This window comes from Nonomuraea solani, from assembly GCF_900108335.1.
Lineage (GTDB): Bacteria > Actinomycetota > Actinomycetes > Streptosporangiales > Streptosporangiaceae > Nonomuraea > Nonomuraea solani.
Map to the genome: position 1 here is coordinate 288,378 of NZ_FNVT01000011.1, position 21,525 is coordinate 309,902.

The following is a 21,525-nucleotide window of genomic DNA, read 5'->3' on the forward strand; positions in this document are numbered from 1 at the left end:
AGCCTTCTCATGCCCGCTGACACGCTCCCCCGCCACTTCAGGTCTCCGATCGGCGCCTGGTTCGCCGAGAACGGCGCGCTGGCGGCGCTCGTCGTGCTGGTCGTGGCCCTGTCGCTGCTCTCGTCCGACTTCCTGAGCGTCACCAACCTGCTCAACGTCGGCGTCCAGGCCGCCGTCACCGCGATCCTGGCCTTCGGGGCCACGTTCGTGATCGTGACGGGCGGCATCGACCTGTCCGTGGGCTCGGTGGCGGCGCTGTCGGCGATCACCCTGGCCTGGACCGCCACCGCCGCCGGGGTGCCGTGGCCGGTGGCCACCCTGGTGTCGCTGGCGGTCGGGGTCGCGTGCGGGCTGGTCAACGCGGGCCTGATCGCGTACGGGAAGCTGCCGCCGTTCATCGCCACGCTGGCCATGCTCGGCATCGCCCGCGGCCTGGCCCTGGTCATCTCGCAGGGCAGCCCGATCCCGATGCCGGAGCAGGTCGCGCACCTGGGCGACACGGTCGGCTACCTGCCGATCCCGGTCATCGTGATGGTGATCATGGGCGTGATCGCGGCCGTGATCCTCAACCGGACCTACCCGGGCCGCGCCATGTACGCCATCGGCGGCAACGCCGAGGCCGCCCGGCTGTCGGGCATCAACGTCAACAGGCAGCAGCTCGTCACGTACGCGCTGTCCGGCGGCTTCGCGGCGGTGGCCGGGATCGTGCTGGCCAGCCGCCTGGCCTCGGCGCAACCGCAGGCGGCGGCCGGCTACGAGCTCGACGCGATCGCGGCCGTGGTGATCGGCGGGGCGAGCCTGTCCGGCGGCAAGGGCCGGGCGCTGGGCACGTTCGTCGGCGCGCTCATCCTGGCAGTCCTGCGCAACGGCCTCAACCTGCTGTCGGTCTCGGCGTTCTGGCAGCAGGTCGTGATCGGCGTGGTGATCGCGCTCGCGGTCCTCGTGGACACCCTGCGGCGCAGGGGCACGAACTAGAAAGGAACAGACTCATGCGGATTCCCGCGATCGTCATGGCCACACTCTGCCTGGCCGCCTGCGGCACCTCAGGAGGCGGCGGCTCCTCGGGTGACATCAAGATCGGGATGTCGGTGTCCACGCTGAACAACCCGTACTTCGTCCAGCTCAGGGACGGCGCGCAGGCCGAGGCGGCGAAGCTGGGCGCCACGCTCACCGTCACCGACGCCCAGAACGACGCCTCCCAGCAGGTCAACCAGGTCCAGAACTTCACCAGCCAGAACATGAAGGCGATCGTCATCAACCCGGTCGACTCCGACGCGGCCGCCCCGGCGGTCAAGGCGGCCGAACGGGTCAAGATCCCGGTGATCGCGGCCGACCGGGGCGTCAACGGGGTGGAAGTGGCACAGACCGTCGCCTCCGACAACGTGGCCGGCGGCCGGCTGGCCGCGCAGGAGCTGGCTGAGCAACTCGGCGAAAAGGGCAACGTGGTCGTGCTCCAGGGCACCCCCGGCACCTCCGCCTCGCGCGACCGGGGCCAGGGCTTCGCGGAGGGCATCGCGGCGTACGCCAACGTCAAGATCGTCGCCAGACAGCCGGCCGACTTCGACCGGGCCAAGGGGCTGGACGTGATGACGAACCTCATCCAGTCGCATCCCGATGTGACGGGCGTGTTCGCCGAGAACGACGAGATGGCGCTAGGCGCGATCAAGGCACTCGGGGGCAGGGCGGGGCAGCAGGTCAAGGTGATCGGCTTCGACGGGACCCCGGACGGGCTGAAAGCGGTCCAGGCGGGCACGATGGCCGCCACCATCGCCCAGCAACCCCGGCTGCTCGGCAGGCAGGCGGTGGACGCCGCCGTCAAGGCTGCCAAGGGCGAGACGATCAAGAAGACGGTGGCGGTGCCGGTGAAGGTGGCGACCAAGGAGAACGCGTCGGAGTTCCAGATGTCGTGAGGGCTACACCTTGATCCACTGAATCGGCCGGGCTCCCAACTCGGCAGCGGCTTTGCACAGGGCGGGAATATGGGAGCCGTCGGAAGTGAGCAGGCGCCCTGGCGCGCGGTCAGAAGCCGCGGTGGCCGTCACGAGCGCGTCGATGACATCGTTGTGGCCATCGAGCCCAGCGCACTCGAGCAAGCCTGCCGCCAGATCGGCCACCTGTTCGCTGACGGGCACGATCACCAGCCGGGAGCGGAGCCAGCGCATGCGAGCCGCCGCCTGCCCGGTTCTGCGCTGCTCGGCGAGGGTGACGACACTGACGGTGGCGGCGTAGCCGTCCTCACGGGAGGCTTCCACCAGATCCACGGTGTCAGCGTGGTCGTCCGCCAGCAGGGAGAGGGCCTGAGCGTCGAGCACCAGCAACGGACCGGCGGCCGTGGCCGGGACGTTCCTCAGGCGTCGTGCCACCGACGCCTCGCCCGCTCCAGTCGCTCTTCACTGATCGGACCGTGCCGCCGCTCGTACTCATCGACGATCTCGCCCGTCTTGATCAGAGCCAGCCAGTGCTGGGCGGCCTTGGCCATGAAGGCGGAGAACTCACCACGGCCGACGCGAGCGTCGATCTCGGCGGCGAGCTGCTCAGGCAGGGTGATGGCCTTCTTGACCTTCGGGCCGGGCTCGTCGTGGGCGGCATAGAGCGCGGCCCGGGACGGATCCGCGCGATCAGACGTGGTCTCACGGGCCGCATCGCTCATAGCCTCATCATACCAGTGGTATGACAATCACCCTCGGCTCCAGCCCTGCGGTCAGGCCGTGGCGCCGCCGTCGATCACGTGGTCGTGGCCGACGACGTAGCTCGACTCCGGTGACGACAGCCACAGGGCCGCGGCGGCGATCTCCTCCGGGGTGGCCACGCGGCCGATCGGGAGTGCCGTCCGCATGCGCTCGTCCCGGTCCCGCGTCGTCTCGCCGGGACGCATCGACATGGGGGAGTCGATCGGGCCGGGGCTGAGGGCGTTGACGCGGACGCCGTCGGCGATGTGGTCGCGGGCCGCCGCCCTGGTCAGGTGGCTGACGGCAGCCTTCGATGCGGCGTAGGCGCTCGCCCCGGCCAGGCGCCAGTGCGCGCCCAGGTTGGAGGCCACGTTGACGATCGTGCCCCCGCCGCTGGCACGCATGTGGGCGATCTCGTGCTTCATCGACAGGAACACGCCCTTGAGGTTGACCGCGAGCACCTCGTCCCAGGTGTCCTCGTCGTAGTCGGCCAGCGGCGCCATCCCGCCGAAGATGCCGGCGGCGTTGAGGGCGACGTCGAGCCCGCCGTACCGGGTGACGGCGGCCTCGACCATGGCGGCCACCTCGGCGGAGCGGGTGATGTCGACGGCGAACGCGCTCACCCGCCCGCCGTCCGCCAGCTTGACGACCTCGGCCAGCCTGGCCTCGTCGCGGCCGGCGGCCAGGACCGCGGCGCCCTCCCGCGCGTACGCCAGCGCGGCCGCCCGGCCGACCACCCCGCTCGCGCCCGTGACGAGTGCGACCTTGCCCTCAAAACGACCTGTCATTATTCCATACCAATCGTTCTTAAATTTGGACAGCGTTCATGGCCTGATCCACCGCATCGCGCAACCGGCGCGGGTCCGGGTCGGCCCGGCCGAGCACCCTGAGGCCCTGCAGCAGCACGAGCAGGAACCTGGCCAGCGCGTACGGATCCTTGCCCGCCGGGATCTCCCCCTGGGCCCGCGCCCGGACCAGCGCCCCGGCGAGCGCCGTCTCCAGCGCGGCCCAGCTCGTCAGCACCTTCGCCACCACGACGGCGTCGCGGGCGGCGAACTCCACCGCCGTGTTGACCACCATGCACCCTCTCCGCAACTCGTCGGCCAGGCATTCGGCCACGTAGGAGTCGAAGAGGGCGCGGATGGCGGGCAGCGCGGGCCCCGGCTGGGACAGCGGCGCGACGACGTCGCCCTGCTGGAGGTAGCGATCGAGCGCCTTCAGGTAGAGCTCGCGCTTGCCGCCGAAGGTCGCGTAGATGCTCGCCCGCGCGACGCCCAGGCGCTCCACGAGATCGGCCATCGAGGTCGCCTCGTAGCCGCGCTCCCAGAACAGCTCCAGCGCCTTCTGCAGGGCGTCGTCGGGATCGAACTCCTTGGTCCTTGCCACGCCGACAAAGCTAGCAGAATCGAGAACGATCGGTCAAAAAAGTGGCTACCGGGGTGTGAGGACCCACCGACGGAACAGCCGAGCACCTGCGCGATCTCCTTCTCGGGCAGGTCCTCGAAATACCGCAGCACCAGCACCGCGCGCTGCCGCGCGGTCAGCCGGGCCAGGGCGGAGCGCAGCACCATGCGCAGCTCGCTCTGGTGGTGCGCGTCCCGGTCCGCGAGCTCGGGCGGGCTCGCCTGCATGACCTCGCCCCGCCGTACGCTCGTCCGCCACCAGCCGATCTGCTGCCGGTACATGATCTGCCGCGCGTACGCCTCCGGCGTCTCCACCCGCCGCCACCTGGCCGCCAGCTTGGCCAGCGCGTTCTGCACCAGGTCCTCGGCCGCGTGCTGGTCACCACCGGTGAGCAGGAAGCCGAGCCGCATCAGGGCGGGCGAACGCGCGGCGACGAACTCGCGGAAGCGCTGCTCGTCCACGGCGTCCACGGTCACCTCCAGAAAATGGATGTCACCCTCTCAGACGCCGTTACGGGCCCCCGCTATGCGACTTATCGCAAGGAACTGGGATCGTCGTCGTCCGCCAGCAGCCCGAGGCTGTCCTGTTCGCCCCTGCGCCTGATCACGTCGTCGATCGCCGCGACCATCTCCTCCTTGGTGTAGTCATCCTCGGGCAGCTCGTTGAGGTGCGCCAGCAGGTCGGCCGACAGGAGAATGTGCTCGGAGGCCCGCAAATACACCTCCCTCGGCGGCACCCGCTCCCGCTCCGCGAACGCCTCGTCGATGGCCTGCTGCAACTCCTGTAGCCCGGCTCGATCCGTCATCCGTCCTCCCCCGTGGTCGGGCGCATCGACTACCCACCCGGTTCCCCCCTTTAACTTCAGGTCAGCAGCGCCTTCTCCAGCCACGGGCGTACGACGGGCAGCACGTTCGGGGCCTGCATGGCGCTCATGTGGTCGAGGCCGTCCAGCACCTCGACGTCCCAGCCGAGCGCCGTCAGCTCGGCCCGGTGCCGGGTGAGCGGCCCGGCGAGGTCGACCAGCACCCCGCCCCACCGCTCGTCGTACCGGATCTCGTCGGCGGAGCCGGCGAAGCACAGCCGGGGGCAGGACAGCCGAACCTGCCGGTCGTCGAACCCCTGCAACTCCTCGTACAGCGTGACGAACTGCCTGCTCTGCTCCTCGGTCGTGCTGACCTCGACCGACGACCAGTCGTACGCGTCACCGGACCGGGCTTCAGCGGGCTCGGGCGGCTTGACGGCCATCTCGTACGTGGCCATGGTCACCCGCAGCATCTCCGCGTACGGCCCCGCGTACGGCGGGAACCCGCCCATGACCAGCGCGGAGAGCCGATCGGTCCTGATGGCGAGCTGCAGCCCGCTCAGCGCCAGCCACGAGTACCCGTAGTACGCGAACCGCTCCGCGCCCGCCGCGTCGGCCACGGCGAGCAGGTCGGCCGCGACGTTGGCCGGAGTGAGCGTGCCCGGCTTGGGAGCCCGCATGACGTGGCCCTCGTAGTCGAAGGCCACGACCCGGAAGGCGTCGGCGAGCCCGTCGATGAGCGAACGCCCCAGCGCCGGATCCATGCCCCACTTCCGGATCTCCTCGGCCCGCTCGCCCTCCACAGGCTGTGGATTGACGGACAGGAGCAGGGCCGGGCCCGTGCCGTGCACCTCCACCTCGATGGTGCTTCCGTCGTGCAGTGCCGCCTCGGCCATCGTGATCTCCTTACGCCATAAATAATTACCTCCGCGAGGATAGCTTATGGCGTAAAGAGTCTCAACGGATTGGGGATGGGCACCCACAGCGTCTCCCCGCCACCCGCGTCCAGCCAGCGCAGCAGCAGGTTGGCCTTGGCCGGGATGGACGGCGCCGCCAGCAGGTCGCGCAGCTCCGGGGGTTCGTCGTAGTCCTTGCCCACAGCCGCGAAAACGCCCCTGGCCCGGCTCCACAACTCCTCCCGCAGCGCCGGGTGCCGGGCGGCCAGCGCGCCGGCGATCTCGCAGAGGTTGTTGGTCAGCAGGCAGTAGACCAGCCGCTCCCACCCACATCGGCCGCTCACCAGATCGGCCGCGCGCAGCCGGGGATGCCACCCGGCGACCAGCTTGACGCCCTCGTGGTCGCGGAACAGCGCCTGCGCGGGCATCCCGCGCCCGTCCACCGCGATCAGCACGTTCTGCAGGTGGCACTCCAGCACGGCCCCGTGCCGCAGGTACGCGTGCAGCACCGGAGGCACCACGTGCTCCAGATACCCCTCCCACCAGGCGAACGCCCCGTTCTCGTCCAGCCCGTCCAGCGGGTTGCCGGGGAAACCCTCGCTGACCCCGGCCGCCAGCAGCGGCGTCAGCCCCGGCCGCAGGTGCGCGCGCAGCCCGTCGCGGACGATCACCGCGAGGGCCTCACCGCCGTCCCCGCCCAGCTCCGCGCTGCGGTAACCACGGTCGCGCAGCACCGCCGGACGGGCGAAGTGACCGGGCAGGTCGTCGAAGACCCGGTCCAGCACGGCACCGACCACCGGCAGCCGGCGCAGGTCGGCCAGCCACAGGCGGCGCACGTCGTTCGTGATCCGCACGTCCAGGCTGAACTTGCAGAACAGGTCCGCCTCCGGCAGGTACACCGTGCGCACCGACGAGGTCGGCACCGCCGTGGCCGCCGCCTCCCCCAGCCGGCGCAACCGCCCGTCACGCAGCCCGCCCAGCAGTTCCACCTGCCAGGGATGCGCGGGCAGCACCGCCGGTCCGCCGAACCGGTCGAGCGCGCCCACGTCCCCCTGCTCGACCAGGTCCCCGGCGGGCACGCCGAACAGCGGCAGGGCGAAGCTCGCGTGCGCCTCAGGCGAGTAGCGCAGCCACGCCTCCCGGCCCGAGCCGCCGCGCGCCTTGGGTGCGGGATGGTAGCGGTGGCCCGCGACCAGGGCCTGCTCGGAGCGCAGGTACGGGTCGGCGGGCGGCGTGGCGGCACCCCTGGCCGCCAGCAGGATCGCCGTCACGTCCCGGCTGCGCAGGATCTCGGCGGGCAGGGCGTCGTTGCCGACCCCGGTGCCCGCCCGCAGCTCGGCGGCCGTCAGCGCGACCAGGCGGGCCAGCGGCAGCGGATACCACCCGTCCGGCGTGTGCAGGGCGGGATCGATGGGAAAGCGGGAGCCACCGGCGCGCAGCACCTGGCCGGTCGCGGGCAGCAGGAAGACACCGGGCCCGGCGGGCTTGGCGACTTCACGGATCACGCAGTTCAGGAGCGCCGTCGTCGCGAGGACGTCGGCCTCTCGCTCCAGCCCCGGGATTAGGAGGGGCGGGCCGTCGATGGATGCCATGGCGCCCTTACTCCTACCCCCTCTGTCCATAGTCGCCCTGTTTGTGGAAACGATGGGAGGTATGAGGCGCTTGGAGATGGAGTTCGCGGCGGAACTGGCCCTCGTACGCCCCGATCTGTCCGCCCGGTACGCCGAAGCCCTCCCCGGCGCCCGAGCCGCCGTCCTGGGCCGCCTCTGGCGAAGCCTGCTCTACGAACCGCTGCCGGGCCTGACGCCATCGGGGCCCGGCCGGGTCGTGCTGGCCGACGGGCGGCGGCTGACCGGGCGGGCGCGGCTGCCTCATGACCTGGGGGACGAGCTCGCGCTCCTGCTCGACGGCCACCCGCACACCCATCCCGCCGAACTGCTGGCCGCCCTCGGCCTGCCGGGCACGGCGCGGCTGGTCGAAGACCTCGGCAACAGCGTCGCCTCGCTGGCGTTGTCCCGCGCGGGAGCCTCGGGGGCGCCTCCCGGCACGCCCGACGCGTACGAGCAGAGCGTCGTCGACGGCCATCCCTACCACCCGGGCTGCCGTAACCGGCCGGGCGTGTCCGTGGCCGAGCAACTGGCCTACATGCCCGAGCACCGCCCCACGGTCCGCCTGGACCTGCTGGCGGTGCCCGCCGGAGACTGCCTGGTATCGGGGCCGTGGCCGGGCTCCCTCATGGACGGCGACCGGCTGCTGCTCCCCCTGCACCCGTGGCAGACCCGGCACGTGCTACCCGTGCTGGGGCTGCGGCCGTACGCCATGGGTGTCATCCCGGCCCGGCCGCTCATGTCCGTGCGGACGCTCGCGCCCCTCGACGGGAGCCCGCACGTCAAGACGGCGTTCACCACGCGCATGACCTCGGGCGTCAGGGACATCTCGCCCGGCTCGGTACGCGACTGCGTGCTCCTGTCCGACCTGCTCACGACCCTGTCGGCGCGCTGCGGCGGCCGGCTGCGCATCTCCCGCTACCTGGCCGGCGCCGCCGCCCCGGTGTCCGGCGAATACAGCGCCGACCTGTCGGCCATGCTCCGCGAACCCACACCACGACCGGGGACCGTCCTTCCCGTGGCCGCGGTCACCCGGGCGATGGCGCCCGACCCGGTCGCCTGGATCGGGGCGTTCGCCCGCCTGGCCCTGGCCGGCGCGCTCGGGATGCTGGCGCTCGGCGCCGCGCTGGAGGCCCACGGCCAGAACCTGTTGATCGAGCTCGGCGCCGACGGCCTCCCGAGCCGCCTGATCTACCGCGACCTGGCCGACGTCAGGCTCAGCCCCGCCCGGCTGGCCCGCAACGGCGTCGAGGTCCCGCCGGTCAGCACCAGGCTGCTCAGCGACGACCCCTTCGTGCTGCACTCCAAGCTTTTCGGCTCGCTCGTCGGCACCACGTTCGGCAGCGTGATCTCCCTTTTCGGACAGGGCGACCGGGAGGCGGAGTCGCGTCTCTGGCACGTCGTGACCGCCGCCGCGCGCACGGCGTTCGACGACCTGCCCGGCACCCAGGACGTACAGACCGACCGCGCGGCCCTGTTCGCGCCGCGTCTCGCGGTGAAGGCGCACCTGCTCGCGCAGCTCGACGGCGCCCCGCCGGGCGACAGTTGGACCCGGCTGCCCAACCCGCTCACCTCCGAGGTCCCTGTCTGAATGCCGAATTGCCTGGCTCTCCGTGACGCGGAGAGGGAGTATGGGCACGAGCCGGAAATCTGCCGACGCGCCCGCTCCCCTCGGTTGCGCCACGAGCAGAGAAGGGAGTGCTCACGATGATGCAGCTCGCGGTGCGGCTCGTCCCTGTCGATGACACCACCCTGGTGATCGCCTTGACAGGGGAGCTGGACACCACGACCAGGCCGGTGCTCGCCGCGTTCCTGGACCCGCTGCCGCAGTCGCCGATCAAGATCGTGCTCGTGGCGGCAGGAGACCTCTGGTTCTGCGACCTGAACGGGCTCGAACAGCTCGCGATCACCCATCGCGCCCTGCAGGAGAAGGGCGGCTATCTGGCCGTGGCCGAGGCCCAGCAGCCGTTGTGCCGTCTCATCGCGTTGATGGCCGAGCAGGACCATCCGTCGATCCCGGTCTACACCAGCATGCCGGAGGCCCTGGCGGACGCCGGCGTGGAGGCGTACCGGGCCCCGGAGACGCCTGCCGTCGAGCGCCGCCACCTGCCGAGTGTGCGCCTCATGGCCCGCGCCCAGTCCTCCGGCCGCGACCGGAAGCGCGCCCCCCGGCGAAAGCCCCAGATCGCCCAACCGGCACCGCCCGTGCTGAAGTCGCTCATCGAGCTGAACGCCGACGCGCTACCGCCGATCATCTCGCAGTCGCGCACGCTCCGCGAGCAGGCCGCCCACCACCAGCAGGCGATCCACCAGCGGCTCGACGAAGCGAACGAGGCCCGCGACACGCTCACCACCTCCCTCCGGCGCTGCGACGACAGCCTGGAGGCCATGCGCGTCAATCTCGTCAAAGCCCGCACCGCCATGGCGGCGGTCAACTCCTCCAACCGGGTGAAGCCCCGTTTTCCGGGCTCCATCCCCTGACAAGGGGCCGATGCGCATGATGCCCCCATTCCTGGAGAGTTGAGGAGGCATGTGGGCAGCAGGACGTGACGTGATCGTGGTCGCCGCTTCAGCGGGGGGCGTCGATCCACTGCGCGTCCTGCTGCGCGAACTGCCGGCCGACCTGCCCGCCGCCGTGCTCGTGGTCCTGCACGTGCCGCCGCAGGGCAGCAGCGTGCTGGCCAGCATCCTGGATCGGGCGGGACCGCTCAAGGCGGCTCCCGCCGTGGACGATGAGCCGGTACGCCCGGGCCGCGTATACGTCGCCCGCCCCGACTACCACCTGCTCCTGCACGACGGCAAGGCCCGTCTGTCCCGGGGCCCGCTACAGAACGGGCACCGGCCGGCGGCCGATCCGCTGTTCATGAGCGCGGCACTGGACGCGGGCTCCCGTGCGGCGGCCGTGGTGCTCAGCGGCACGCTGGACGACGGGGCGAAGGGCTGCGAGGCGATCGAAAGGCACCGGGGCGCGGTCGCCGTACAGGATCAGGACGAATGCGCCTTCCCCGGCATGCCCGTCGCGGCCGCGGCGGCCGTACCGAGCGCACAGGCTCTTCCCGTACGCGAACTCGCTGGGTGGATCCTGCGGCAGAGCCGTACCCCTGTCAGCACGGAGGACCAGGTGTACGACGACGACATGGAGCGAGAGGTCAGCTTCTTCCTGAAGGAGGCCCCATCGCTTGGGGAGCCCGGCGGGGAACTGATCGCCTTCAGCTGCCCGGAGTGCAGCGGTCCCATCTACGAGCAGAAAGGCGAAACCACCTCGCGTTACATCTGCAGGGTGGGTCACGCCTGGTCGAGAGACAGCATGATCAACGCACAGTCCGACGCCGTCGAGCGCGCCCTCTGGGTCGCGATCCAGCGACTGGAGGAGCGGCTACGGGTGCTCGACCGCATGCGCCGCTCCGCGGAGGAACGCGGCCAGCGGTTGTCCACGCACTACTTCCGCGACGAGGAGGAGCGCACCCGCGAGGCCCTGAACACGATTCGCATACTGCAATCGAGCATCGGCCGCAACGGGGACGCGCTGCTGTCCGGTTGAACGTGCTGGAAAAGCGTAGGCTTCCCTTGTGACGACAGAGGAAGAGCGTGAGTTCGACGACCTCCTCCTTCTCCTCAAGGAGACACGCGGGTTCGACTTCACGGGCTATAAGCGCAACACCCTCGTCCGGCGGATCGCCCGCCGGCTGGAGTCCTTGAAGCTGCGTGACTACGGCGAATACCGTGATCTGCTCGAACTCGAACCGGAGGAGTTCACCAGGCTCTTCGACAGCCTGCTGATCAACGTCACCAGCTTCTTCCGCGACGCGGCCGCCTGGCAGCGGCTCCGCGAGACCGTCATCCCCGCCCTGCTCGACCAGAAGCCGGCCGACCAGCCCCTGCGGGTGTGGAGCGCCGGCTGCGCGACCGGGGAAGAGGCGTACACGGTCGCCATGGTGCTGGCCGAGGAGCTCGGCATCGACCGGTTCCGCGACCGCGTGAAGATCTACGGCACCGATCTCGACGAGAAGGCGCTGCAGGTGGCCAGGGCGGGTGTCTACACCGACAGAGCGCTCAACGACGTGCCGATCGACCTGCGCGAGACCTACTTCGAGCAGGTCGAGAACGGCTTCACCTTCCGCCGTGACCTGCGCCGTCAGCTCATCTTCGGGCGCAACGACCTCACCCACGACGCTCCCATCTCCCGCGTCGACCTGCTGCTGGCCCGCAACACGCTGATGTACTTCAACACGGAGATGCAGCTCAACATCGTCAGGCGCTTCCACTTCGCGCTGTCAGACCCCGGCTTCCTGTTCCTGGGCAAGGCCGAGATGCTGCTCAACCACAGCGACAAGTTCGAGCCGGTGGATCTGCGCATGCGCCTGTTCAGAAAGATCAGGCCGGTCAGCCAGGGCAACCGGGCGCCATGGTCGGTCACGGGCACGCCCGCCGACCTGGCCTCGCGCCTGCCCACGCTGGCCTCCGTGGCGCTGCTCTCGGGGCCTGTGGCCCAGATCGTCATCGACGTCTCAGGCAACCTGGCGCTGGCCAATTCGAAGGCGGAGGCTCTGTTCAACCTCAATCCGCGTGACGTCGGCCGTCCCTTCCAGGACCTGGAGGTCTCCTACCGGCCCGTGGAGCTGCGCTCGGTCATCGAGCAGGCCCGCCAGGACCTGCGCCCGGTGGAGCTGCGGGAGGTGGCCTGGCACCGGGTCGGCACATCCGAGGCCGGCGTCTTCGACGTCTCTGTCGTGCCGCTGCTGGCGTCGGGCAATCTGGTGGGAATAGGCATCCATTTCTACGATGTCACCCGCTACCGCAAGCTCAGGGACGAGCTGGAGCAGGCGAACCGGCAGCTCGAACAGGCCTACGAGGAGCTGCAGTCTCTCAACGAGGAGCTGGAGACCACCAACGAAGAGCTCCAGTCCACCAACGAAGAACTGGAGACCACCAACGAAGAGCTCCAGTCCACCAACGAAGAACTGGAGACGATGAACGAGGAGCTCCAGTCCACCAACGACGAGCTCCAGCACATCAACGACGCCCTGACGGCCCGCACGATCGAGCTCGACGAGGTCAACCGGTTCGTCTCCTCGGTGGTGCGCAGCCTGGGCGACGCCGTGGTGGTCCTCGACGACGAGCTGCGGGTGGTCGTCTGGAGCCCAGGGGCCGAGGATCTGTGGGGCGTGCGCGCCGACGAGGCCGTGGGGCAGACGCTCGCGGCGCTCGACATCGGCCTGCCGCTCGACTCGCTCGCCCCCCGCCTGCGGGCCGCGCTGGCCGACGGGTCCAACCCGCTGGAGGTGATGGAGGGGCTGGTGCTGGACGCGGTCAACCGCAGGGGGCGGCCTGCGCCGCTGACCGTGCAACTGTCGCACCTGCGCACGGAGGACAACGCCATCCACGGTCTGATCATGGTGATGAACGTCCTCAATCCGGAGGCCGCGGCCGATCGCTGAGCATCGCCGCCGGGGCGGGGAACACGTTCTACGCCGGAGACCTGTGCGCCGGCTCGCGGTGTGAACGCCCACCTCTCCACGGTCCCGCCGACCTCGCCCACCTATGAAGTGATCGTGGTCGAGCCCTAAGGCGCGAGTTCCGCGACGGGGATACGGCGGAAGGCGATGCTCTCGTACGGGCCGAAGTTCCCGGTCTCGTACAGCAGGCCGACCGTGTCCCCGTCGACGCGGACCAGGTCGGAGTAGGCCGCGGGCAGCCCGGACACCGTGTGCGCCACGCGCCAGGTGAGGCCGTGGTCGTCGCTGGCGCGTACGGTCATGAGCGCCCGCGCGTCCGGGGCCGCCGGGCCCGAGAACAGCAGCACGTCCGGCGCGTCGCACCACAGCGTGCTACCCTCCACCACCGGGCCGACGAGGCCGGCCTGGGGGCGGAAGGGCAGCTCCAGCTTCTGGCCGCCGTCCGCGGAGTAGGCGTCGGCCCGGGTGCCGGGGGCGGTGGACTCGGTGCGGGTGTTGAGGTAGAGGCGACCGCCGGGCAGCTCGGTGGCGGTGGTCTCGTTGACGTTGACGTAGCCGTCGGGGTTGTCGTCGACGTAGCCGATGCGCCAGGTCTGGCCGCCGTCGTCGCTCAGCAGCGCGTGCCCGCCGTTGTACTTGCCCTCGGTGCCGTTGTCCTGGCCGCCGGGCGGCATCGAGTGGTTGGCGGGCACCACGACGCGACCGGCGCTCTGGCCGTGCCGCAGCAGGGTCGCGTGGCCCGGGGTGGTCGCGTACCAGCGCCACTCCGGCCGCTTCACGCTGCCGGTGATCTCGCGCGGCGCCGCCCAGGTGGCGCCGTCGTCCTCGCTGACCGTGACGAACACCCGCCGCCCGTCGGCCGCCGCGACCTGGCCGCGCCTGATCTTCTCCTCGGTCGCCGCCGGGCCCTGCCGGATGTAGACGAGGAGGATCCGGCCGTCCTCCAGGACGACCGGCGCGGGGTTGCCCGCCGTGCCGCGGCGCGGCTCGGTGGCGACGACCTGCGGCGCGCCCCATGTCCTGCCGCCGTCCGACGAGCGCTTGAGCACCAGGTCGATGTGGCCGGAGTCGCCGGCCGAGCCTCGCCTGCCCTCCGCGAAGGCCAGGACCGTGCCGGTCCTGGTCACCACGGCCGCCGGGATCCGGTACGTGTGGTAGCCGTCCGTCGCCTGCCGGTACGGCACCGACGTCGGATAACGATCCGCCATGCGGGCACGCTACGGCTCCCCGGTTAACGGACACCGACGAAAGCCGTACGTGAAGACGAATGTGGCAAGCGGTTGATATGGGGTGTAAGCAACAGAAGGGACGCCCGCATGACCGCTCCTCCTGAGGTGGACGACCCACCGAGAGAGGCCGACGACGCGCGTGTGATCAGCGAGTCCGTACGCCGGCCAGAGCGGTTCGCCATCCTCTACGACCGGTATTTCCCCGAGATCTACCAATATCTGGCCGCCAGGCTCGGCAGCGCCGAGGCCGCCGAAGATCTCGCGGCGGAGACGTTCCTGGTCGCCTTCCGCAAGCGGCGCACGTTCGACGCCGCGCGCGGAGCCGTCCGGCCCTGGCTGTACGGCATCGCGACCCACCTCGTCTCCAACCACCGCAGGGGCCTGTCCAGGATGCTGGCCGCCTTCCGCCGCGCACGCTCCGCCGACCCGGTCGAGGCGGGCCCCGAGGACCGGGTGCCGGCCCGCGTGGACGCGGCGAGCGTGCGGGGGCCGCTCGCAGAGGCGCTGGCCGGGCTGTCCCCGGGAGACAGGGACGTGCTGCTGCTCGTGGCCGTGGCCGGGCTGAGCTACGAGGAGGTGGCCGACTCGCTGGGCATCCCCATGGGCACGGTCGGCTCCCGGCTCAACCGGGCCCGCAAACGGGTCAAGGCCGCACTCGGCGACGTCAATCCCATGATCGGAGATACAGATGGATGACCTGTCCACGGTACGGGAGCGGCTCGCCGTGCCAGGGCCCTCCACGGAGACGGTCGCGCGGGGGCGCTCCCGGCTCCTGAAGGCGATCGCGAAAGAACGGAGGGCACGCTCGGCCCGCTGGACGACGTTCGGCCTGGGCCTGGCGGGCGCCGCCGCCTCCGCCGTCGTGATCGGCTCCACGGCCGTGCCCCTCGTGCCCGCCTCACCGCGGCCGACGGCGCACGCCGCGCCGGTCCCGTCCGCGAAGCAGGTCCTGCTCGCCGCCGCCACCTCCGTGGCCGGCAAGCCCGCCGAGGGCGACTGGTGGGGCATCAAGCTGGTCAGGGGCAGCCGCTTCCACGACCCCACCGGCCGGTACGTCATCCAGCGGGCCGACGCCGAGGAGACCTGGATCCCCGCCGGGAAGATGACCAAGCCCCACTGGATCGTGCAGCGCTACCTGGGCGCCAAACCGGCCACGCCGCGGGACGAGGCCGCCTGGCGCGCCGCCGGCTCACCTTCGTCCTGGGCGTACCGGACCGTGAACCCCTCCGACCTGGGCGGCAACCCGTTCGACGTGGAGGCGGCGCCCGGGGAGGCCGAGTCGTTCGAGTCCCGCGACGTGGAGTGGCGGCTGCTGTTCACCGGCAAGACGCTGGCCGGGATGGACGAGCTGCCCTCCGACGCCGAGGGGCTGCGCGCCCTGCTGGACCCCGATGGTGAGGAGGGCAACCTGCTGCACAACCTGCAGAGCCTCATCGCCTACGTCCCCGTCTCGTCCGAGGTCCGCGCAACCGCCTACCGCCTCATGGCCGGGCTGCCCGGCGTGGTCGCCGAGGGCCGGGCGACCGACCAGCTCGGACGTACGGGCCAGGCGGTGCTCTACCTGAGCCCGGACATGCGCGACTCCGGCGAGCAGGTGCGTACCCGCCTGATCGTCGACTCCGTGACCGGCGAGCCGCTGTCCGTCGAGACGCTCACCCTCGACACCGGCGAGCTGATGTCGTTCACGGCGATCGAGCAGACCCTGTGGACCGACCAGAAACCCGATTTCCCCAACCCCCAACGCGACTGAGGAACCCGAGATGCGTAAGTTTCTGACACTCACCCTGGCCACCCTGGCCATCGCGGCGACGGCTCCCGCCGCCCAGGCGAGCGCCCCGGGCGCCGAGGGCAAGTACTGGCACACGAAGACCGTCCAGGTGAAGAACCACTCGCGCCAGGTGGGCCGTGGCGCGAACAAGTACTGGGTGGTGGAGCGGCGGCTCAGCGAGGAGTGGACGCTGCCCAACGGCCAGTCCTGGCACGGCTACCGCCCGATGGGCGCCGCCCCGAAGACCGCCGCCGACCGGGCGGCGTGGAAGCGGGACGGCTCACCCAGGAAGTGGAGCTACCGCACCGAAGGCATGCTGGTGGAGCTGTCGATGGAGCCGGAGAAGGGCCGGTTGTTCAAGCCGAAGGGCAGTGCCGGCTGGATCATGGGTTACACGAGGCTGACGTTCGAGGAGCTCCAGGCCGCCCCCACGGAGCCGGAGGCCTTGAAGAGCTGGCTGCAGAAGCTCTACAGCGCGCCCGGCAAGCCTCCGCTCGACATGAACACGTCGCTGAAGGGCGTATACCCGGACCTCATGCACCGCCTGCCGGTGCCCAAGGGGGTGCGCGAGGCCGCGTACAAGGTGCTGACGACGATGCCCGGCGTCACGGTCGCCGACGCCGGCAAGGACCGCAAGAAGGTCACCGAACGCTCGGAGGACCCCAAGTACAAGGTCCGGCACACCTTCACGATCGACACCAGGAACATGAAGCTCGTCGCCACCGACCTCGACACCGTCTACAACGGCGAGCAGCTCCACGCCAAGACCTGGACGATGAAGATCGAGTCCGGCTGGACCGATACCGAGCCCGCCATCCCCACTTCCTGAATCCGTGACCCCGGCATGAAAGCATTCGGTCCATAGTCGAGTGCTTGTGGAGGCAGGAGTGGCTGACGACTTCGACGTCATCGTGATCGGCGCGGGACCGGCCGGCGAGAACGTGGTGGACCGGGCCGTGCGCGGCGGCCTGACCGCGGCGATCGTCGAGGAGCGGCTGGCCGGCGGCGAATGCTCCTACTGGGCGTGCGTGCCGAGCAAGGCGCTGCTGCGGCCCATCGATCTGGCGGGCGAGGTGAGCCGGGTGCCCGGCCTCTCGCTCGGGCCGATCGACGTGGCCGCGGTGCTGGCCCACCGCGACGAGGCCGTGTCGCACTACGACGACGCCGGTCAGGTGCGGTGGGTCGAGAGTGTCCCGGCCGAGTTCGTCCGCGGCCGAGGCCGCCTCGACGGGCCCAGGCGCGTGCGCGTGACCACGGCCGACGGCGGTGAGCGGGTGCTGACCGCCCGGCAGGCCGTCGTGCTGGCCACGGGCACCTCCGCGGCCATACCCCCCGTGCCGGGGCTGCCCGAGGCGGCCCCGTGGACCAGCCACGAGGTGACCGCGGCGAAGGTGGTCCCCGAGCGGCTGGCCGTGCTCGGCGGCGGCGTGGTGGCGTGTGAGATGGCGCAGGCCATGCACGGGCTGGGCGCCCGGCAGACCACCGTCCTCGTACGCGGTGACGGCCTGCTGGCCCGGATGGAGCCGTTCGCGGGCGAGCTGCTCGCGCGGTCGTTCGCCGACGCGGGCATCGACGTGCGCACCAACATCGGCGTCACCCGGGTCGAACGCCCGGAGCCCGGCGGGAAGGTGACCGTCCACCTGTCCGAGGGGCCGCCGCTGGAGGCCGACGAGCTGCTGGTGGCCACCGGCCGCCGGCCCTCGACCCGCGACCTGGGGCTCGGCACCGTCGGCCTGGCCGACGGTAAATACGTCGAGGTGGACGACAGCATGCGGGCCACCGGGGTCCCCGACGGCTGGCTCTACGCCGTGGGCGACGCCAACGGGCGCGCGCTCCTCACCCACATGGGCAAATACCAGGCCAGGATCTGCGGCGACGTGATCGCCGCCCGGGCGCGCGGCGACGAGCTGCCCGCCATGCGCGACCTCGCGGGCGGCTATGGCGCGCCGCAGGTCGTCTTCACCGATCCGCAGATCTGCGCGGTCGGCCGCACGGAGGCGGTGGCCCGCGAGGACGGGTTCCGGGTGCGCGTGGTCGACTACGACATGGGCGGCGTCAGCGGCGCCTACCTACTGGGCGACGGCTACCGCGGTCAGGCCAGGGCGGTGGTGGACGAGGACAGGAAGGTGCTGCTCGGTGTCACGTTCGCCGGGCCGGGTGCGGCCGAGCTGCTGCACGCCGCCACGATCGCGGTGACCGCCGAGGTGCCGCTCGACCGGCTCTGGCACGCGGTGCCGTCGTTCCCGACGGTCAGCGAGGTGTGGCTGCGGCTACTGGAGGCCTACGGGCTGTAGAAGGGGCTGGGCGGGGGTTCCGTGGCGGCGGGCGCGTGCACCATCAGCTCCGCCACCGTCCCCTCGACGCTGTCGCGCAACTCCACGTGCGACAGCAGGTCCGTCAGCCGCAGCACCGACAGCAGGTGGTCGGATGGCTGGACGAGGATGATCCGGCCCGCGCTCTCCTCCTCCTCCATCCGCTGCATCGCCATCGCCAGCACCCCGATGACCGACGAGTCGAAGAAGTCGAGGTCGGCCAGGTCGAACACGAGCACCGGTCCCCGCGACCAGTTCCATACGGCTTGGATGCGGGCGCTGAACCGGACCCGGCCCGCGTGGTCCAGTTCGCCGCTGGCGCGCATGACCGTGCAGTGCAGGTGCCGGGTCGTCTCGATTCGCAAACCACTGCTGCCCACAGAGAACAACTGCCCAATGAGCGGCGTTATCACGGGAAGCCGGTGAATTTTCGCACCTATTGGGCCCCGCCGTCCCCGCGGTCACCAAGAGGACCGTCCAACAGCTTGCGCATGATCGAGGACAGCGTCTCGACGTCCTCGCGGGTCAGCGGGGCGGCCAGGCGCGCCAGGTTCGCGGCGTGCTCCGTGAGGGCGTCGTCCACGATCCGCAGGCCCTCGCCGGTCAGCCGGACCCGGAAACTGCGCCGATCGGCGGGATCCAGGCTGCGCTCGACCAGCCCGGCCGCCTCCAGCCGGTCGAGCCGGTTGGTCATGCCGGCCCGCGACATCATCAGCACGTCCGACAGCTCGGACGGGATCAGCGTGTACGGCGGCCCGGCCCGGCGCAGCGCGGCCAGCACGTCGAACTCGCCCTGCCGCAGCCCGCGCTTGGTGAAGACCCGGTCCACCTGGGGCATCAGCAGCCGCATGGCCTGGGCGAGCCGCCCGAAGACGTCCATGGCCGACAGGTCGAGGTCAGGCCGCTCGCGCCGCCACTGCTCGATGATCCGGTCGATAGCGTCGCCCATGACTCCGCATCTTATTTGAGCGAAAACTATTCGTATCCGTACTAGTGCGCGGTTCCCAAGGTATTCAGCAGGCGGTTCCCGACTCCAGGGTCGGCACCGCGCCGTGGCACGGCGCCATGATCACCAGCAACGGCGACGTCGCCGGGCCTGGCAGCACCAGGTCGGTGATGTTGCCGTGGACGACCTGGTCGGGCGTGCCCATGTCGCCGTCCCTGACGCTGATCACCCGCTCCACCGACGGCGCCGCCGCGTGCAGCAGCTTCCTGGTGGCGTGGCGCAGCCAGCGCAGCTCGCTGTTGACCCGCTGCCATGTCGCCGGGATGACGCTGGCCGGCTCAGCCCGCGTGCCCAGCCGGAGCGTGATCCGGCCGCTCGACCCGAACCGGTCCTTGAGCACCGGGTTGATCACGAACATGCCCGAGCGCAGGGGCCGGACGCCCTGCCGGTTGAGGTTGGCCAGGCCGCCCCCGCTGATCAGCGAATACAGCTCGCAGCGCGACCCGTCGAGCGTGTCGGGGTCGAAGTCCGTCGCGGGCGGCTCCTCGAACACCACCTTGTCCAGCCGCACGCCGGCCACCCCGTCGGCCACGACCAGGCCCGAGACGGCCTGGCGCAGCTCGTCGCAGACGCCGTCGCCCTCGCTGATGTCGAGCACCTCGACACAGATCAGGCCGTCGTCGGGGATCTCCTCCGGCGTCAGGTCGAAGGCCACCCGCGCGTGCGCCTTGCGGCCCCGCAGCAGCACACACTGGCGCAGCCGCCCCTGGGAGCGGATCTGCAGCAGCCGCGGCAGCCCCCCGGTCATGTCCGTACGGCCGGTGTGCCAGCCGCTCACCGACCGCTCGTCGGCGGACAGCGCCAGTTGCACCCGCAGCGGCCGCCCCTGCGCCGACACCTTGAACCCGGCCAGCCCCGACGTCTCGAACCTGCCCACGATCTGGCTGCCGCGGTGCAGCCGATCGGTCACCTGCAGCGCGGCGACCTGCCCGCTGAGCAGGTGGACGGGCGGGATCGCGGGAAGCACCACCTGGTCCAGGTCGGTGGCGGGTCCTGTGCTGCTCATCTGAAGCTCCTAGAGGGGGTGAGTGTGCCGGCCAGCCCGGCCGGGTCATGGAGGTCGAAGCGGGTGAGCACGGGGTCGCGCCGCTCCCACATGCGGGCCACCGCGCCGTAGAGAGGGTCGCCGTCGGGCTCCGCGTGCCGCAGGTTGACGGCGAGCGTGCGGGCGTAGTCGGCGCCGTGCTCCCAGTGCGGCAGGAGCTGACTGGGCACGTCGGCGCCGCAGCGGCGCAGCCAGAGCCACAGCCGGGCGCGCTCGCGCTGCTCGGGGCCGAGGATGGACTCGCCCTTGGCGTGCCTGGCGATGGCCTCCTGGAGCAGCCCGCGGTGTTCGTGGGGCGAGCGCGGCACGTGCGCGGCGCCGCAGACGCCGCCCTCCGACCAGCCGGCCTGGATGACGGGGATGCCGAAGGCGGGCAGGTCGCTGTCCCCGAAGGTGACGGCCACGTCGGCCATGCTCCACAGCAGGTTGGCCGACAGCGCGCCGGTCACGTTCCTGATCCGGGGCCGGCCGTCCGCGGGCACGCGATCGAGGAACAACCAGTTGGCGCTCTCGTCGGACATGGCGAACTCCGCCGTCGTCCCGAACAGCTCCGCGTCCCGCGCGGGCACGTGGCCGAACACCGCGATCGTGGGCCGGTCGGCGTCGAGGCCCAGGCGGGCGCAGCCGTAGTAGCGCAACTGGCGGCGCTCGGTCTCCGTGCGGAGCTGGTAGCCGCTCTTCGCCCGCCAGGCCGCCCGCTCCGCGCTCGGCCTGATCGTCTCCCTGTACGGCCACACGTGCCGCTCGAAGAACGCGCCCACCCGGGCGGGCAGCTCCTCCTCCAGCGAGCACGGCCCCTGGTCGGGGAAGAGCGCGTACGCCTTCAGCGACCCGGTGCCGTGCACGTACACGACGGGGATCTCCCTGGGCAGGGTCCTGTCCACCCGGCTGGCGACCAGCGCGACGGGCGGCACCTCGGGCCACACGTCGTCGGCGGCGCCGAACGCCTCCGCCAGCCGCCGCCACTCCGGCCGCCCCGGCACGACCAGCCGCGCCGAGAGCAGCCCGCAGACCGCCCGCGCGACCGCGAGCGTACGCACCACGACCCGCAGGTCCTCGTCGAACGCCTCGGCCACGACACACCTGTCACCGCCGGGACCCGCTCCCCAGCAGGCCCTGGCGGCGGCGAGCACACGTTCGATGTGCTCGCCGGCCCCCGCGTGACGCATAAGTCCCTCCACCACGGACAGGACGTTGCCAGACCGGCGGGCCCCCACTCCGCGGGCCACACGCTTCTTTGCCGGTGCCTGGAGGGAATCTCAGCCGTCACAGAAGGAGCGGCCGTCACACTCGTCGCAGGGGTCCCACGCAGCACGAACTGCGCCATACGC

General features: G+C 71.2%; 23 protein-coding genes. 10 read left to right on the forward strand and 13 right to left on the reverse strand.

The window, feature by feature from the left end:
• Positions 1 to 9 precede the first annotated feature (9 nt).
• Together C4V41_RS64535 and C4V41_RS64540 are read left to right on the forward strand one after the other, a co-directional pair.
• The gene (locus tag C4V41_RS64535; RefSeq protein ID WP_235030548.1) at positions 10 to 975 is read left to right on the forward strand and encodes an ABC transporter permease; all 966 of its coding nucleotides are present in this window, start codon (positions 10 to 12) and stop codon (positions 973 to 975) included.
• A 14-nt stretch (positions 976 to 989) separates the two neighbouring features.
• Positions 990 to 1,910: a substrate-binding domain-containing protein gene (locus tag C4V41_RS64540; RefSeq protein WP_235030549.1), complete on the forward strand. Its 921-nt coding sequence runs from the start codon at positions 990 to 992 to the stop codon at positions 1,908 to 1,910.
• A 3-nt stretch (positions 1,911 to 1,913) separates the two neighbouring features.
• Here C4V41_RS64540 and C4V41_RS34605 read toward each other — a convergent pair whose 3' ends face one another.
• Genes C4V41_RS34605 through C4V41_RS34640 form a run of 8 tightly spaced genes read right to left on the reverse strand, consistent with a single transcriptional unit; the run spans position 1,914 to position 7,363 of the window.
• Positions 1,914 to 2,363: a PIN domain-containing protein gene (locus C4V41_RS34605; protein ID WP_103960180.1), complete on the reverse strand. Its 450-nt coding sequence runs from the start codon at positions 2,361 to 2,363 to the stop codon at positions 1,914 to 1,916.
• Positions 2,348 to 2,650 carry a hypothetical protein gene (locus tag C4V41_RS34610; RefSeq protein ID WP_200824431.1) on the reverse strand — a complete coding sequence of 101 codons (303 nt, stop codon included), beginning with the start codon at positions 2,648 to 2,650 and terminating at the stop codon, positions 2,348 to 2,350. Before C4V41_RS34610 ends, C4V41_RS34605 begins: the two co-directional genes overlap by 16 nt.
• Before the next feature lie 51 nt (positions 2,651 to 2,701).
• On the reverse strand, positions 2,702 to 3,457 hold the full coding sequence (locus C4V41_RS34615) for an SDR family NAD(P)-dependent oxidoreductase (RefSeq protein ID WP_103960181.1): 756 nt from the start codon (positions 3,455 to 3,457) through the stop codon (positions 2,702 to 2,704).
• A gap of 19 nt (positions 3,458 to 3,476) precedes the next feature.
• Positions 3,477 to 3,968 carry a TetR/AcrR family transcriptional regulator gene (locus C4V41_RS34620; RefSeq protein ID WP_235030550.1) on the reverse strand — a complete coding sequence of 164 codons (492 nt, stop codon included), beginning with the start codon at positions 3,966 to 3,968 and terminating at the stop codon, positions 3,477 to 3,479.
• A complete protein-coding gene (locus tag C4V41_RS64545; protein ID WP_235030551.1) occupies positions 3,887 to 4,549 on the reverse strand; it encodes a SigE family RNA polymerase sigma factor in 663 nt (220 codons plus the stop codon). Before C4V41_RS64545 ends, C4V41_RS34620 begins: the two co-directional genes overlap by 82 nt.
• A gap of 56 nt (positions 4,550 to 4,605) precedes the next feature.
• A complete protein-coding gene (locus C4V41_RS34630) occupies positions 4,606 to 4,878 on the reverse strand; it encodes a hypothetical protein (RefSeq protein ID WP_103960183.1) in 273 nt (90 codons plus the stop codon).
• 56 nt (positions 4,879 to 4,934) lie between these two features.
• Positions 4,935 to 5,771: an alpha/beta fold hydrolase gene (locus C4V41_RS34635; RefSeq protein ID WP_103960184.1), complete on the reverse strand. Its 837-nt coding sequence runs from the start codon at positions 5,769 to 5,771 to the stop codon at positions 4,935 to 4,937.
• Positions 5,772 to 5,815: 44 nt separating this feature from the next.
• Positions 5,816 to 7,363 carry an IucA/IucC family protein gene (locus C4V41_RS34640; protein ID WP_103960185.1) on the reverse strand — a complete coding sequence of 516 codons (1,548 nt, stop codon included), beginning with the start codon at positions 7,361 to 7,363 and terminating at the stop codon, positions 5,816 to 5,818.
• Between the two features lie 61 nt (positions 7,364 to 7,424).
• Here C4V41_RS34640 and C4V41_RS34645 point away from each other — a divergent pair, with 61 nt between their 5' ends.
• The 4 genes from C4V41_RS34645 (at position 7,425) to C4V41_RS34660 (ending at position 12,816) form a co-directional block, all read left to right on the forward strand.
• Entirely contained in the window at positions 7,425 to 8,969 is a 1,545-nt protein-coding gene (locus C4V41_RS34645) for an IucA/IucC family protein (protein WP_103960186.1), read from the forward strand.
• Between the two features lie 116 nt (positions 8,970 to 9,085).
• Positions 9,086 to 9,859 carry an STAS domain-containing protein gene (locus C4V41_RS34650; RefSeq protein ID WP_146103901.1) on the forward strand — a complete coding sequence of 258 codons (774 nt, stop codon included), beginning with the start codon at positions 9,086 to 9,088 and terminating at the stop codon, positions 9,857 to 9,859.
• Positions 9,860 to 9,908: 49 nt separating this feature from the next.
• The gene (locus tag C4V41_RS34655) at positions 9,909 to 10,919 is read left to right on the forward strand and encodes a chemotaxis protein CheB (RefSeq protein ID WP_103960188.1); all 1,011 of its coding nucleotides are present in this window, start codon (positions 9,909 to 9,911) and stop codon (positions 10,917 to 10,919) included.
• Positions 10,920 to 10,947: 28 nt separating this feature from the next.
• Positions 10,948 to 12,816, forward strand: coding sequence for a CheR family methyltransferase (locus tag C4V41_RS34660; protein WP_103960189.1), 1,869 nt, complete (start codon positions 10,948 to 10,950; stop codon positions 12,814 to 12,816).
• A gap of 125 nt (positions 12,817 to 12,941) precedes the next feature.
• On the opposite strand, the gene C4V41_RS34665 is transcribed toward C4V41_RS34660, so the two are convergent.
• Positions 12,942 to 14,042 (reverse strand): sialidase family protein, encoded by a 1,101-nt coding sequence (locus tag C4V41_RS34665; protein WP_103960190.1) that lies wholly within the window; start codon positions 14,040 to 14,042, stop codon positions 12,942 to 12,944.
• A gap of 108 nt (positions 14,043 to 14,150) precedes the next feature.
• Here C4V41_RS34665 and C4V41_RS34670 point away from each other — a divergent pair, with 108 nt between their 5' ends.
• From C4V41_RS34670 to C4V41_RS34685, 4 genes are read left to right on the forward strand one after another with little or no spacing between them, the layout of a single operon-like run.
• A complete protein-coding gene (locus tag C4V41_RS34670) occupies positions 14,151 to 14,759 on the forward strand; it encodes an RNA polymerase sigma factor (protein WP_103960191.1) in 609 nt (202 codons plus the stop codon).
• Positions 14,752 to 15,813 carry a CU044_5270 family protein gene (locus tag C4V41_RS34675; protein WP_103960192.1) on the forward strand — a complete coding sequence of 354 codons (1,062 nt, stop codon included), beginning with the start codon at positions 14,752 to 14,754 and terminating at the stop codon, positions 15,811 to 15,813. The genes C4V41_RS34670 and C4V41_RS34675 overlap by 8 nt, the downstream gene beginning before the upstream one ends.
• A gap of 10 nt (positions 15,814 to 15,823) precedes the next feature.
• Positions 15,824 to 16,660, forward strand: coding sequence for a hypothetical protein (locus C4V41_RS34680; protein ID WP_103960193.1), 837 nt, complete (start codon positions 15,824 to 15,826; stop codon positions 16,658 to 16,660).
• 58 nt (positions 16,661 to 16,718) lie between these two features.
• Complete coding sequence (locus C4V41_RS34685; RefSeq protein WP_103960194.1) at positions 16,719 to 18,125, forward strand: dihydrolipoyl dehydrogenase family protein; 1,407 nt, start codon at positions 16,719 to 16,721, stop codon at positions 18,123 to 18,125.
• Here C4V41_RS34685 and C4V41_RS34690 read toward each other — a convergent pair.
• From C4V41_RS34690 to C4V41_RS34705, 4 genes are all read right to left on the reverse strand, one after another.
• Positions 18,113 to 18,508 carry an STAS domain-containing protein gene (locus C4V41_RS34690; RefSeq protein ID WP_146103902.1) on the reverse strand — a complete coding sequence of 132 codons (396 nt, stop codon included), beginning with the start codon at positions 18,506 to 18,508 and terminating at the stop codon, positions 18,113 to 18,115. The genes C4V41_RS34685 and C4V41_RS34690 overlap by 13 nt on opposite strands.
• A gap of 71 nt (positions 18,509 to 18,579) precedes the next feature.
• Positions 18,580 to 19,092, reverse strand: coding sequence for a MarR family winged helix-turn-helix transcriptional regulator (locus tag C4V41_RS34695; protein ID WP_103960196.1), 513 nt, complete (start codon positions 19,090 to 19,092; stop codon positions 18,580 to 18,582).
• A gap of 64 nt (positions 19,093 to 19,156) precedes the next feature.
• Positions 19,157 to 20,155: a hypothetical protein gene (locus C4V41_RS34700; protein WP_103960197.1), complete on the reverse strand. Its 999-nt coding sequence runs from the start codon at positions 20,153 to 20,155 to the stop codon at positions 19,157 to 19,159.
• The gene (locus tag C4V41_RS34705) at positions 20,152 to 21,363 is read right to left on the reverse strand and encodes a hypothetical protein (RefSeq protein ID WP_103960198.1); all 1,212 of its coding nucleotides are present in this window, start codon (positions 21,361 to 21,363) and stop codon (positions 20,152 to 20,154) included. The genes C4V41_RS34700 and C4V41_RS34705 overlap by 4 nt, the downstream gene beginning before the upstream one ends.
• Positions 21,364 to 21,525: the final 162 nt, after the last annotated feature.